Here is a 13,019-nt window from a genome sequence, read left to right as displayed (position 1 = left end):
ACATGAAAAAACAGACTATTTTTCGCCCGACGCGGATTGTTCTGGCATTCGCGACGGCCTTTGTGCTGACGGCGTGTGCTGGCCGTATCGATGCCACGCGTCCCGATGTTGCCTTGCCGCAGACATGGGCAGAAGCCGTGCCTGCTGGCAATGCGGCATTGCAACGTGAATGGTGGCGCGGTTTTAACTCGGCAGAACTGACAGCACTGATCGATGAGGCGCAGGCTGGCAATTCTGATCTGATCATTGCTGCAGAGCGTGTAACGCAGGCCGAGATTACCGCGCGTAGTGCGGGAGCGTCATTGTTTCCCTTGTTGACCGTGAGCGCGGATACGGGGACAGGTCGGGTGAAGCCGGGTGGCCAGGGCATCACCGGCTGGGCCAAGAGCGAGTCGTCCGGCGCATCTCTGCAGATCAACTACGAGGTGGATGTGTGGGGCCGCGTTGCCGCAGTTGCAACCAGTGCCAATGCGTCGCTCGCTGCGAGTCGATTCGATATGGAAAGCGTGCGCTCCACCTTGACGACTGGTGTGGCGAATGCCTACTTCCAGACATTGGCGTTGCGCACACGCTTGAAGATTGCACAGGAAAATCTGGCCATCTCCGAGAAGCTCTATGCCATCGTCGAGGCACGTTATCGCTACGGTTCGGCATCGGCACTGGATGTCAGTCGGCAGCGCAGCACGGTGCTGGCGCAGCGCGCCACCATTTTGCCGTTGCAGACACAGGAGCGACAAACCGTCAGTGCATTAGCCATCCTGCTTGGACGTTCGCCACAATCGCTGCAGATCGTCGCGCAAGGGCTGGATGGTTTGACGGTGCCGGAGGTCACGCCCGATCTGCCATCAACGTTGATCACACGTCGTCCTGATCTGGCCAGTGCAGAAGCACTGTTGTACGCGGCCGATGCCAACGTTGCTGCCGCACGTGCAGCCCTGTTGCCAACGATTTCGCTCAGTGGCGCGGCCGGTGCATCGAGTTCTGCCTTGCTGAATCTCGGTAACCCGACCTACAGCGTTGGTGTGGCGGCATCCATCGTGCAAACACTGTTTGACGGTAACCGCCTGCGTCTGCAGGTGCAAAGCACCGAATCCACGCGTCGTCAGCTTGTACAAAGCTATCGCAACACTATTTATACGGCGCTCAAGGAAGTCGACGATGCCCTGGGCAACGCCAACCGTAATCGTGAACAGGAACGTACACAGACTGAAATTCGTGCGGAGGCACAACGCGCCTTGCGTCTTTCGGAACTGCGTTATCGCGAGGGTGCGGACGATCTGAACAGCCTGCTGGATGCACAACGTACGCTGTTCTCATCCGAAGATACACTGGCACAGCAACGTCTGTTACGACTGACGGGCACAACCGATCTGTTCAAGGCATTGGGAGGTGGTTGGGAGCGTACGCCGACAGCCCAACAATAACGACTGGGGCTATCCTGCTTCTACAAAAAACGGCTGATGCATTGCATCAGCCGTTTTTGTTGATTGAAAGCGCAATCAGGCTGCCTGCAAGGCTGTGGTGCGTGTCAGTCGATAGATCGTGCCCAACAGCAGCGTGATGCACAGGGCCGGAATTGCCGAGCCGACTTGTGGCCAGATGGCTGGGCAAAGATGAAAACTCACAATGCCAATGATCCAGATTGCCACCGGCACCGGATTAACACGCCTCTCGGTTGCGATGCCATTGCCAGCCAGTTGCGAGACAACGACTCCGAACAGGGGAACGAAGACCGAGCTCAGCATCAGCAGGAACGGTTCGATGCCATGCATTGGCAGAAACAACGCGCAGCAGGTCGCGACTGATGCCAGCGCAATGCCCCAGAAACGGATCGAGTGACGACCGTTGAGGAAGTTGAGCGCAACCGAACCGGAATACACATCGCCGTAGGCATTGTCCATTTCATCGATCAGGATCAGCCCCAGTGCAATCAGGCCGCCTTGTGCCAGTAGCAGTGCTGCCATCAGATCAGCACCGACATCGGTGGTGCTTACAACCAGTACGCCGAGCGCATGACACCACATATTTGCAATTGCAAAGCCCAGCCAAGTACCGCGGAACGTGGTGCCGCCGGCACGACCATAGCGCGCAAAGTCGGCGACCAGCGGCAGCCAAGAGACCGGCATTGCCATGACCAGATCAATACCGGCCAGGGTACTCATCGATCCATCGCCAGCACGATTCCAGATCGCTTCCCATCCTTGTGCCTGCGCCTTGATGCCAAACTGCCAGGTCAGCCAGACCAGTGACAGAATCACGAGCGGCAGGCCAAAGCGACCGACAAACCAGCGTACCAGTCCAATCATGGAGCCGGTCGCCAGACCAACCAGCAATAATCCCCAGAACAAGGCTGCCACATAAGGCAGCCAAACCGCATCGATACCCGTGATGTCTTTTACCAGTGCCGTGGTGCCATCGCGCATGACGACCAGTTCAAACGCGCTCCAGCCGATCAGCTGTACGACATTCAGGACAACCGGCAATTTGGCAAAGGAACTGCCCAGCGTCTGGCACATCAGAATCGGGCTCGACAACCCACGTTGAAAACCGATGTAGGCAACCAGCGCCAGCAGCGCAGCACCGATCAGCGAACCGGCGACAATGGCGAACAGCGCGGTCTTGGTGCCCAGTGCCGTACCGAGAAAGGCGCCGATCTGGATAACCAGCAAACCGACGCCGAGGCTGAACCAGAGCGCAGCATGATCGCGAAACGAGAACACACGATCACTGGCAGGGATGGGTGTGAATTGCGACGAAACGACAGGAGAAGAAACAGAATGGGCTGCAGGTGCAGCATCTTGTGAAGCCATCATCAACTTTCAATGTTGGCAGGTCAGCTGCTTCGGCGCCGCGCCAAGAGGCTGGGCGGGGAGGACGTGCTTTCCTGCGCGAGGATTACCTCAATCAGGTTCAACGGGTATTTCTCACCCGCGCCGCAGCGCAGGACCCCGAGCGGTACAACAGGGCGCTACTTTGATGGAAAACAGGAAGATAGGCAAGTGCGGCAAGGCGTGGTGACTTATATCGCTAACGGCCTGCACGGAAGAGGATGGTCGAACCGCAGTTGAAACTGTGAGGAGCGCGGTTCGACCGAAAACTTAAAGTACTGTATGGATGAACAGTATAACAGCGCACGCGATGAAAGTCACGCCTGATGCGTCAAGTGTTGGTTTGGTGTCTGGACAGACTGGCAATCTTGCCAAAATGACTTATACGCGTTGCCACAAATAAAAAACCGCACGTAGTTGCGTGCGGTTTTGCAAAGGTGCTGTGCGTCAGAGCCCGAGGCGTGCGGTTGCTTCCTTCATGACGGCATCGTTCCATGGCAGGAAACCGGTCATGCCGATTTTCTGCAAGGCGGCCTTGCCGGCCTCACTGTCTGGCAACTCCAGCAGCAGCTTCTTGATTTTCTCGCGATCGGCTTCGCTCATTTTCTTGGATGCGATGAACTGCTTGATGGCGACTGGTTTGGTCTCGCCCAGAATGCGTCCCCCTTTAGCGGTCCATGCCTGTGCAACCGCGGCTGAACCGGTGACGCCGGCATCGACAAAGCCGTTATCGATCATGAAGGGCACCGCGTCCTGATAGCGGGTCGGGGTAAAGCTCTTTTCCGGTTGAGGAATATTCATCGAACGCATGTCGGCAGTAAACATGACGGTCGTGATTGACTCCACGGAGGGCACGCCGATCTTCTTGCCGCGCAAATCCTGCATGGATTTCAGTGGGGAGTTTTGCGGCACCATCACGCGGGCACGGTAATCGGTATAGCCCTTGGCAGTGACCAGCCCTTCGTACCCATCTTTCTTCACAGCGTGCAAGCCAATGTGAGCAGGATGAATGAAAGCCAGATCGTATTTGCCTTCGGCCAGGCCTTTTTCCAGTGTCGCGTATTTGTCGACGGCCTGCAGCTTGACGTTCTGTTTGAGTTCCTTGGACAGCATTTGAATCAGGGGTTTGTAGCGCTCGCTGGCTGGGCCGCCTTCCTGATAGGTGACGCCCTCGTTGACAGCGACCAGAATCAATTCCTGCGCCGAGGCCAGGCCCGCACTGGTTGCCAGCGCAAAGGCCGCCATCATGGATGTCAGTTTCATGGGATGTGCTCCGTAGTTTTATATGTTGTTATGCGGTGTCGAACCATCATGAATGTTACATGAAGCGTTTCGTCAGCGGGCAGCGATTATTGCCTTGTGTCATGCTTTGAGGGCGTCACGCGGATGGGTTTGGATTGTGCGGTGGCGCACAATGCAGTCAGGCAAAAGAGCGCAAAATATTTATCTGTATGACAATATTCTGGAGCAGCCTGATCAGGTGGCCGCTAAACGTTGAAAGGGGAGAGACATCATGAAAATTCGTACTTTTATCTTCGTCCTGATTCTCGGTGCGATTGCCGTGCTGGCTGCGCTGAACTGGGAGACTTTCAATACACCGACAGAACTTTGGTTGGGCGTGACGACGGTGCATGCACCGCTGGGTATCGTGATGCTGGGTTTGACAGCAGTACTGACTGCATTCTTCCTGACGTTCATCATTTATCTGCAGTCCTCGGTTTTGCTGGAAGCGCGCCGCCATGCCAAAGAGTTGCAGGCCAATCGTGAACTGGCGGATCAGGCGGAAGCTTCGCGTTTTACCGAATTGCGCCACTTTATCGAGAACGAAATGCAAGGTGTCGTCCGTCAGGATGCCGAAGCACGCGCTGCTTTGATGGCGCGTCTGGACCGCCTGGATGCCAGTCTGGTAGCTGCAGTGGATCAGACCGGTAATTCGCTGGCTGCCCAGATTGGTGAAGTGGAAGACCGTCTGGAACGGGATGGCAAGGTCGCCGTCAAGATCATCGATTGATCCTCGAGGTCGACGCGGTGTTGCTTTAAGTAAATATCGCAGGAGAGAAAGCGTGCGTATCGGTTACACTTTGCGCGTCGTTTGCTCCCGATATTGTCATGGTTACCAAATCCAAGCCGAAGGCAACACAGTCCGATAATACGGCTGCCTACATCCTGCTCGCCATTGTCGTCATTGCGATTGCCGGCTTCATGGGGTGGATGTATTTCCAGTACAAGGAGCGCGCAGCGGCGGGCATTGCCTACACCAGCTTCGGTCCGATCGTGGTGCGTGGATCCGAATTTTCCGTGCGGACCAGCGTGTCAGTGCAAAGTCGGAGCGGCAATGCTTCCGCAATGAACGAGCAGGGCAAACAGATTGAATTTGCACTGCAGTCGGCTTTTTCGCAGTTGGATCCGCGTCGCGCCAAACAGCCTGATGGTGTGGCTTACGTGCAGCAGGTTGCGCGGGATTCCGTCAAGTCGGCCATTGGTCCTTCGGTCGAAGATGTCCTGATTACCGATTTCATCATTCAGGAAAACTGATTTCCCTTCCGCCGTCATGGACACATACTGCGTCGTGGCGGATTACAATGGCACTTTCTCTGCGCAGTGCTGTTTCTTCATGAGCAATAAAGATTCTTCTCCCGAGACGTCGACCGAAGTCGTGCGCAGTCATGCACGCAGTTCCTTGCGTCCGGATTCGCCATGTGCCGGTTATTGCTCGACATCCCATGGGGATGAAGTGTGCAAAGGGTGTGGCCGCACTTGGGATGAAGTGCTGAACTGGATCATCTACACCGACGAGGAAAAAGATGCCGTTTGGGCGCGTCTGGAAGCGGCGGGATTGCTCAAGGTCAAGCGTTAAGCGCTATTGCCATCTTGTTGTTTTGCCCATGTCCTCTGAGCAAAAGCCATTGGCGGATTAGACTTCAGCCGCCGGAAACGGTAGACTTGTGGCCTTTTTCCTAGGGCTATTCCATGTCTTCCGCGCCCGATTCTCCGATTTCCGATGAGCTCGACCAGCCGGTCGAGTCACGTAGCGTTTCCTCCGAACTGATCGCCAGCGAAGTGGCGCGTCGTCGTACGTTTGGCATTATTTCTCACCCCGATGCGGGTAAGACCACGCTGACTGAAAAACTGCTGTTGTTCTCGGGCGCGATCCAGCTTGCCGGTACCGTCAAGGGCCGCAAGAGTGGTCGCCATGCCACGTCTGACTGGATGGATATCGAGAAGCAGCGCGGCATTTCGGTCGCCAGCTCGGTCATGCAGTTCGAATATCGTGAGCATGTAGTCAATCTGCTTGATACCCCGGGCCACCAGGATTTTTCCGAAGACACCTATCGTGTGCTGACGGCAGTTGATTCCGCTTTGATGGTGATCGATGCAGCAAAAGGTGTGGAAGAGCAGACGATCAAGCTGCTCAACGTTTGCCGCATGCGCAACACTCCGATCGTCACCTTCATGAACAAGCTTGATCGTGAAACGCGCGATCCGCTTGAGTTGCTGGATGAGGTGGAATCCGTTCTCAAGATCGAGTGCGCGCCTGTGACTTGGCCAATCGGCATGGGCAAGAACTTCCGTGGCGTGTATCACTTGTTGCGCGACGAAATCATGCTGTTCGCGCCCGGTAGCGAAAAGGCGGATCAGACCTTTGAGATCGTCAAGGGGATCGACAATCCAAAACTGGCGGAGATGTTCCCGCTGGAGATCGAACAATTGAAGATGGAAGTGGAGCTGGTACACGGTGCGTCGCATCCGTTTGATCTGGATGCTTTCCTTGCCGGTACCCGCACACCGGTGTTCTTCGGTTCCGCTATCAACAATTTTGGCGTGCGTGAAATTCTCAATGCCTTGCTGGACTGGGCGCAGCCGCCACGTGAACGTGATGCAACCGTACGTGCCGTGCAACCGACTGAAAAACCGTTCTCCGGTTTTATCTTCAAGATCCAGGCAAATATGGATCCGGCACATCGCGATCGCATTGCCTTCTTGCGGGTATGTTCAGGGCGCTTTGAACGCGGCATGAAGGTCAAGCATTTACGCTTGAATCGTGAGATCAAGGTGTCGAGCGTGGTGACCTTCATGGCGTCGAGTCGTGAGCAGGTGGAAGAGGCCTACGCGGGGGACATCATCGGTTTGCCGAATCACGGCAACATGCAGATCGGCGACAGTTTTTCGGAAGGTGAATTGCTGCAGTTCACGGGCATTCCTTACTTTGCGCCAGAATTTTTCCGTTCGGTGCGTATTCGCAATCCGCTCAAGATCAAGCAATTGCACAAAGGCCTGCAACAGCTGGGCGAAGAGGGCGCGATTCAGGTTTTCAAACCGGTCAACAGCAGTGATCTGATTCTGGGCGGCGTGGGTGTGCTGCAGTTTGAAGTTGTCGCCAGTCGATTGCTTAATGAATATGGCGTTGATGCTGTCTTTGAAGGCACCAGCATCAGCACGGCACGCTGGATTTCCTGCGCGGATAAAAAGAAGCTCGCCGAGTTCGAGAAATCGTCTGCCGGGCACAATCTTGCGCACGATGCTGCTGGCAATCTTGCCTATCTGGCGAGTTCGGGTGTCAATTTGCGCCTGACACAGGAACGTTGGCCTGATGTAACCTTCCATGAAACGCGCGAACACGCAGCCAAACTGGATTGAGTTACACAACCGGTAACGGCAACTGTCGTTACCGGCTTTTTTTGCCTTCGCTTCGGGGCTGTCATGCCAAGAATCTTCAAGTTCACCGAATTTTCCCTGCGCGATCTGCTCGTGACGGTCGGCCCCATGACCTTGCTGATCGTGCTGGCGTGTTACGTTGCCTATCGGCTGGTGGATCCGACACCGCCGTCGCACGTTACGCTTTCTACCGGACAGGAAAACAGTGCGTACGAGCAGTTCGGTAAAAAGTACGCCGATACTCTGGCGCGCTACGGCATTACGGTTACCTTGCAACCTTCGTTGGGCTCACAGGAAAATCTGCGGCGCCTGAACGATCCGGGCTCGGTGACGGACATCGCTTTCGTGCAAAGTGGATCGACTGAACATGATGAAGCGGAGCGCGCCGGCCTGATTTCACTGGGTAGCCTGTTCACCGAACCAGTCTGGTTGTTCTTCCGGGAAAATCGCATTTTCACGCAGTTGAAGGAATTGAAGGGTCGCAAGGTCAACGTCGGTCCGGAAGGGACGGGCGTACCCAGACTGTTCACTGCCTTGCTGTCGGTAAACGGAATTGAGCCGTCGGATGTACGATTGAGTGAATTGGAAGACACGCCGGCAACGGTGGCCCTGCTCGATGGCAGTATCGATGCGCTGGTGTTCAGTTCTGCCCCTGACAGTTTGCTGGTACAGATGCTGTTGCAAACGCCAGGCATCAAGCTGTTTGACTTCTCCCAGGCCGAAGCGTATTCGCGTCGTTTCCCGTATCTGTCGCATGTCACGCTGCCGCGTGGAATCGTCGATCTGGGCAAGGATTTGCCATCAAAGAACTACCACCTGATTGCACCGACAGCGACGCTGGTTGCGCGCGAAGATCTGCATCCGGCACTGATCGATCTCTTTGTGCAGACCGCAACCGCGGTGCATGGCGGCGCAGGCTGGTTCCGTAAGCAAGGCGAATTCCCGAATGCGAGTTACACGGAAATTCCGGTTGTGCCGGAAGCGGAGAAATTCTATCGGGAGGGGCCGCCATTCCTGCAGCGCTACATGCCGTTCTGGCTGGCCAATTTCCTTGAGCGGATGTGGGTGGTGATCGTGGCGCTTGGTGCCTTGTTCCTGCCGCTGTCGCGCATCATTCCGCCGCTGTATGTGTGGAAGGTGCGTTCGCGTGTCTACCGCTGGTATGGTCAGTTACGTAGTGTGGAACAGGCTATCGAAGAGGTGCCGCCTGCACGGCGCGCCGATGTCTATCCGGCGCAGTTGAAGCGTCTGGCGCAGCTGGAAGAGCGGGTGAATCAGATTACGATTCCGTTGTCGTTTGCAGATGAGTTGTACCGCCTGCGTAGCAATATCAATCTGGTACGCAAGCGGATTCTCTGGCTGAGTGAAAACGCGCCGGAGTCTGACAGGATGTCCGGAGCGGCTTAGGCACCGATCCAGGGCAACCCGGCCTTGCACCAGCCATCGACATTCTTGCGATGACCTTCCGCATCCTTGGCACCTTCAAATCCTTCCAGAACGTCAAAGCTGTTGGTATAGCCATGTTCTGCAGCAAGCTTCGCCGCGCCTTTGGAGCGGACGGCACCCCGGCATAAAAACAGCAACACATCATCCTTGCCGGCCACTTGTGACAATTGGGCCAGAAAGTCCGGATTGGGTTTGCCGCCCGGATACAAGGTCCATTGCACGGCAAACTGTTGATTCGGGGCGATCTGCGGCTTGCCGATCCAGTCGCGTTCGGCATCGGTGCGCACATCGATCAATTTGACCTTTGCGTCAGCCTGCAGCAAAGCATGGCTTTCTTGCGGCGTTAGCGCGCCAGCATAAGGGAGTTGCGCCTCAGCGCCGCGACGACGTCCGGTGTCAAGAATTGTGTTCATTGCAATGCCTCATGGTGGAATGATTGGCAGAAATTATAGATGAGCACGCAAAAAATGGTTGTTCGTTCAAGAGGCTGTATTGACATATAAAAACGCACCAAAAAAGATCAAATTGTTCTTTTCAATACAAATATGCACTTTAAATGTGAATTTATTTATATTTGCACTTTTATGGTGAGTTGCGGGGTGTGAATGGCTTGATAACTTTTGCTCCAAAACGGAGCTTTGCTTTGTGATTCAACGATTTGCGTGCATGCCGGTGTACAAGTTTTTGCTGCAAATGGTGGCATGGAATCTGCTATTATTCCCCGCGAGTTATGGACGCACGCTGTTCGCGTAGTTGAATACCAGCACGGATCACAACCCAACCCAATTCTTGTATTACCTGCTCATATTTAGGAGATTCGCATGGCAATGACGGCCGCAGAGGTCTTGAAGATGGTGAAAGACAACGAAGTCAAATTCGTTGATTTTCGCTTTGCTGATACACGTGGCAAAGAACAGCACGTCACTGTGCCAGTTTCGCATTTTGATATGGACAAGTTTGAATCCGGTCATGCATTCGACGGTTCGTCGATTGCAGGCTGGAAAGGTATCGAAGCATCCGACATGTTGCTGATGCCTGATCCAAACACTGCCAACATCGATCCATTCATGGAAGAAACCACGCTGTTCATGCAGTGTGACGTGATCGAACCATCGGATGGCAAAGGCTACGACCGTGATCCACGTTCCATCGCCAAGCGCGCAGAAGCCTACCTGAAATCGTCGGGCCTGGGCGACACCGCCTATTTCGGTCCTGAACCAGAATTCTTCATCTTCGACGGTATCCGTTGGAAGATCGACATGTCCGGTTGCTTCGTCAAGATTGATTCCGAAGAAGCATCGTGGTCGACCGGTGAAAAAATCGAAGGCGGCAACACCGGCCATCGTCCGGCAGTCAAAGGTGGCTACTTCCCGGTTCCTCCAGTCGACAGCTTCCAGGACATGCGTTCGGAAATGTGTCTGATCCTTGAATCGCTCGGCATCCCGGTTGAAGTGCACCACCACGAAGTGGCTGGCGCTGGCCAAAACGAAATCGGCACCAAGTTCTCGACCCTGGTCGAGCGCGCTGACTGGACCCAGAACCTGAAGTACGTTGTCTGGAACGTGGCACACACCTACGGCAAAACCGCGACCTTCATGCCAAAACCAATCGTTGGTGACAACGGTTCGGGCATGCACGTTCACCAATCGGTCTGGAAAGATGGCAAAAACCTGTTCGCAGGCGACGGCTATGCTGGTCTGTCGGAATTCGCGCTGTACTACATCGGCGGCATCATCAAGCACGCTAAAGCGCTGAACGCGATCACCAACCCAGGTACCAACTCGTACAAGCGTCTGGTTCCAGGCTTCGAAGCACCAGTCAAACTGGCTTACTCGTCGCGTAACCGTTCGGCTTCGATCCGTATTCCACACGTGCCAAATCCAAAAGCACGTCGTATCGAAACCCGTTTCCCGGATCCACTGGCCAACCCATACCTGTGCTTTGCAGCATTGCTGATGGCAGGTCTGGACGGCGTTCAGAACAAGATTCATCCAGGCGAGGCAGCATCGAAAGATCTGTACCATCTGCCACCGGAAGAAGATGCACTGATCCCAACCGTCTGCGCATCGCTGGAAGAAGCACTGGACAACCTGAACAAAGACCGCGAGTTCCTGACCCGTGGTGGCGTGTTCAGCGACGCGATGATCGATGCATACATCGATCTGAAGATGCAGGAAGTCACGCGTTTCCGCATGACCGCGCATCCAGTCGAATACGATATGTACTACTCGGTCTAATCGTTTATTGTCGTCGTGTTATCGAAGCGGGAAAAGCGAAAGCTTTTCCCGCTTTTTATTTGTCTCACGTCCGCACAAATTGCGGCAGCATGGTGGTTTCCCCGAGTTTCCTGACATAAACTAGGGTTCTGATTTAACAGTTTGAAGCGCATGTATGAAACAGCAGCTTTTGATTTTGCTCCTCTGCAGCATCGGGTTGCCGGCCCTTGCACAAAGCGATGTTTATCTTTGCATCGACAGTGAGGGACGGCGCGAATACAAGAACACGGGTTCGACGGCACGCTGCAAGAAAGTCGAGTTGTCGGGCGTGACGACGACTCATTCTGCGCCGGTGACACGTCCAGCTGCGACGCCATCGACGCCACGTCCTGCGGTCGCTTCTCCTGCATCATTTCCACGCGTGGAGTCGGCCGAGCAAAAGGCGCGCGATAGTGACCGTCGGCAGATTCTTCTGGATGAAATGAAAGTCGAAGAAACCAAACTGGCGAGCCTCCAGCGCGACTACAACAACGGCGAGCCGGAGCGGCACGGAGACGAGCGCAATTACGCAAAATATCAGGAGCGTACTGCGTCGATGAAGGATGACATCGCCCGGACGCAACGTAACATCGATGCCTTGAAACGCGAACTCGGCAATCTTAAATAAGATGCGTTTGCATCGGTACGATGTTTGCTTCATTCTGGCCGCATGTTGCGGCCATTCTTTTTTGCTGGCCTTTTCTGATGGAGTCTTGTGAAAAAAAATACGATTTCTCTTGGTGGTCTTGATCTGCTGGCATCGGCGGTTTTGCTGTTTGATGCGGACGGCCACATTATCTATGTCAATCCTGCCGCCGAAAATCTTCTGGAATCATCCAGCAAGACCTTGTTGAACCAGACACTGGCCGAACTTTTTCTCAGTAATGAAGAGCTCGCTGTTTTGTTTCAGGATGCGCTGGAACATGTCTTTGCCGACAAACGTCAGGATCTGACGCTGGAACGCATGGGGCGTGAGCCATTGCAGGTGCATGTTGTCGTGACGGCACTGGACAATCCCGACGCGCCAGTGCTGATCGAGTTGCGTGAAAACCTGCAACAGCTCAAGCTGGATCGGGAAGAGCGTTTGCTGGATCAAAGTCAGGCCAATAAGGAGCTCATCCGTAATCTTGCGCATGAGATCAAAAACCCGCTCGGCGGTATTCGTGGTGCCGCACAGTTGCTGGAACTGGAATTGCCGGAACGGCATTTGAAGGAGCTTGGGGAATACACGCAGGTCATCATCAAGGAAGCCGATCGTTTGCAGACGCTGGTGGATCGTCTGCTGGCACCACATCGCCGTCCGCATATTGTGGGGGACGTCAATATCCATGAGGTGTGTGAGCGCGTACGCAGCCTGATTACTTCTGAGTTTCCGAACGGATTGAAGATTCGTCGTGATTATGACTTGTCGATTCCCGAGTTTCGCGGTGACAAGGAACAATTGATCCAGGCTGTACTCAATATTGCACATAACGCAGCACAAGTACTGGCAACCCGCATGAAAAGTGGCGATGCCGAATTGATCTTGCGGACGCGCATCGCACGGCAGGTTACGCTCGCCAAAGTGCGTTATCGGCTGGCATTAGACTTGCATATCATCGATAACGGTCCGGGTATTCCACCGGACATTCGTGATCGTATTTTCTACCCGTTGGTATCCGGCAGGGACGGTGGCAGCGGGTTGGGTTTGACCTTAGCGCAAACATTCGTTCAGCAACACATGGGCGTGATCGAATGTGAAAGTCGCCCGGGGTATACGGATTTCAGAATCCTCATACCTTTGCCTTGATCGAGATGGAATAACAACAAACTGGCAGTGTCGCCGACATTGCCG

Annotated in this window: 12 protein-coding genes and 1 riboswitch; of the genes, 9 read left to right on the top strand and 3 right to left on the bottom strand. The window is 54.6% G+C overall.

The genetic code is table 11. The features are described 5' to 3' along the window. Positions 1-2 precede the first annotated feature (2 nt). Entirely contained in the window at positions 3-1,424 is a 1,422-nt protein-coding gene (locus tag IEV29_RS06385; RefSeq protein ID WP_188380381.1) for an efflux transporter outer membrane subunit, read from the top strand. Positions 1,425-1,499: 75 nt separating this feature from the next. On the opposite strand, the gene IEV29_RS06380 is transcribed toward IEV29_RS06385, so the two are convergent. After that, positions 1,500-2,810: a purine-cytosine permease family protein gene (locus tag IEV29_RS06380; RefSeq protein WP_188380380.1), complete on the bottom strand. Its 1,311-nt coding sequence runs from the start codon at positions 2,808-2,810 to the stop codon at positions 1,500-1,502. Between the two features lie 54 nt (positions 2,811-2,864). Continuing rightward, positions 2,865-2,961, bottom strand: a riboswitch (TPP riboswitch). A gap of 314 nt (positions 2,962-3,275) precedes the next feature. Then, positions 3,276-4,091, bottom strand: a complete 816-nt coding sequence (locus IEV29_RS06375) for a phosphate/phosphite/phosphonate ABC transporter substrate-binding protein (protein WP_188380379.1) — start codon at positions 4,089-4,091, stop codon at positions 3,276-3,278. A 250-nt stretch (positions 4,092-4,341) separates the two neighbouring features. Here IEV29_RS06375 and IEV29_RS06370 point away from each other — a divergent pair, with 250 nt between their 5' ends. From IEV29_RS06370 to IEV29_RS06350, 5 genes are all read left to right on the top strand, one after another. Continuing rightward, on the top strand, positions 4,342-4,839 hold the full coding sequence (locus IEV29_RS06370; protein ID WP_188380378.1) for a LapA family protein: 498 nt from the start codon (positions 4,342-4,344) through the stop codon (positions 4,837-4,839). A 98-nt stretch (positions 4,840-4,937) separates the two neighbouring features. After that, positions 4,938-5,363, top strand: coding sequence for a flagellar basal body-associated FliL family protein (locus tag IEV29_RS06365; RefSeq protein ID WP_188380377.1), 426 nt, complete (start codon positions 4,938-4,940; stop codon positions 5,361-5,363). A gap of 79 nt (positions 5,364-5,442) precedes the next feature. After that, positions 5,443-5,685, top strand: a complete 243-nt coding sequence (locus IEV29_RS06360; protein ID WP_188381102.1) for a DUF1289 domain-containing protein — start codon at positions 5,443-5,445, stop codon at positions 5,683-5,685. 113 nt (positions 5,686-5,798) lie between these two features. Then, positions 5,799-7,466, top strand: a complete 1,668-nt coding sequence (locus IEV29_RS06355) for a peptide chain release factor 3 (protein ID WP_188380376.1) — start codon at positions 5,799-5,801, stop codon at positions 7,464-7,466. Positions 7,467-7,529: 63 nt separating this feature from the next. Continuing rightward, the gene (locus IEV29_RS06350; RefSeq protein WP_188380375.1) at positions 7,530-8,891 is read left to right on the top strand and encodes a TAXI family TRAP transporter solute-binding subunit; all 1,362 of its coding nucleotides are present in this window, start codon (positions 7,530-7,532) and stop codon (positions 8,889-8,891) included. Here IEV29_RS06350 and IEV29_RS06345 read toward each other — a convergent pair. After that, complete coding sequence (locus IEV29_RS06345; protein WP_188380374.1) at positions 8,888-9,343, bottom strand: rhodanese-like domain-containing protein; 456 nt, start codon at positions 9,341-9,343, stop codon at positions 8,888-8,890. The genes IEV29_RS06350 and IEV29_RS06345 overlap by 4 nt on opposite strands. Before the next feature lie 408 nt (positions 9,344-9,751). Here IEV29_RS06345 and glnA point away from each other — a divergent pair, with 408 nt between their 5' ends. The 3 genes from glnA to glnL all read left to right on the top strand — a co-directional run bounded on the left by glnA (position 9,752) and on the right by glnL (position 12,974). Beyond that, positions 9,752-11,167 (top strand): type I glutamate--ammonia ligase, encoded by a 1,416-nt coding sequence (gene glnA, locus IEV29_RS06340; protein ID WP_188380373.1) that lies wholly within the window; start codon positions 9,752-9,754, stop codon positions 11,165-11,167. A 154-nt stretch (positions 11,168-11,321) separates the two neighbouring features. Beyond that, the gene (locus tag IEV29_RS06335; protein ID WP_188380372.1) at positions 11,322-11,813 is read left to right on the top strand and encodes a DUF4124 domain-containing protein; all 492 of its coding nucleotides are present in this window, start codon (positions 11,322-11,324) and stop codon (positions 11,811-11,813) included. 87 nt (positions 11,814-11,900) lie between these two features. Beyond that, entirely contained in the window at positions 11,901-12,974 is a 1,074-nt protein-coding gene (glnL, locus tag IEV29_RS06330; RefSeq protein ID WP_188380371.1) for a nitrogen regulation protein NR(II), read from the top strand. The last annotated feature ends 45 nt before the right edge of the window (positions 12,975-13,019 follow it).

The sequence above is a fragment of the Oxalicibacterium faecigallinarum genome, assembly GCF_014635705.1.
GTDB lineage: Bacteria > Pseudomonadota > Gammaproteobacteria > Burkholderiales > Burkholderiaceae_D > Oxalicibacterium > Oxalicibacterium faecigallinarum.
Note: the sequence above shows the minus strand (reverse complement) of the source record. Positions and strands in the feature narration are given on the sequence as shown.

Excerpts from the sequence above, each read along its gene's own strand:
- glnA (WP_188380373.1), top strand. The coding sequence starts at position 9,752 with ATGGCAATGACGGCCGCAGAGGTCTTGAAGATGGTGAAAGACAACGAA.
- IEV29_RS06385 (WP_188380381.1), top strand. The coding sequence starts at position 3 with ATGAAAAAACAGACTATTTTTCGCCCGACGCGGATTGTTCTGGCATTC.
- IEV29_RS06360 (WP_188381102.1), top strand. The coding sequence starts at position 5,443 with ATGAGCAATAAAGATTCTTCTCCCGAGACGTCGACCGAAGTCGTGCGC.
- IEV29_RS06350 (WP_188380375.1), top strand. The coding sequence starts at position 7,530 with ATGCCAAGAATCTTCAAGTTCACCGAATTTTCCCTGCGCGATCTGCTC.
- IEV29_RS06375 (WP_188380379.1), bottom strand. The coding sequence starts at position 4,091 with ATGAAACTGACATCCATGATGGCGGCCTTTGCGCTGGCAACCAGTGCG.
- IEV29_RS06345 (WP_188380374.1), bottom strand. The coding sequence starts at position 9,343 with ATGAACACAATTCTTGACACCGGACGTCGTCGCGGCGCTGAGGCGCAA.
- IEV29_RS06370 (WP_188380378.1), top strand. The coding sequence starts at position 4,342 with ATGAAAATTCGTACTTTTATCTTCGTCCTGATTCTCGGTGCGATTGCC.
- IEV29_RS06365 (WP_188380377.1), top strand. The coding sequence starts at position 4,938 with ATGGTTACCAAATCCAAGCCGAAGGCAACACAGTCCGATAATACGGCT.
- IEV29_RS06355 (WP_188380376.1), top strand. The coding sequence starts at position 5,799 with ATGTCTTCCGCGCCCGATTCTCCGATTTCCGATGAGCTCGACCAGCCG.
- IEV29_RS06335 (WP_188380372.1), top strand. The coding sequence starts at position 11,322 with ATGAAACAGCAGCTTTTGATTTTGCTCCTCTGCAGCATCGGGTTGCCG.
- IEV29_RS06380 (WP_188380380.1), bottom strand. The coding sequence starts at position 2,810 with ATGGCTTCACAAGATGCTGCACCTGCAGCCCATTCTGTTTCTTCTCCT.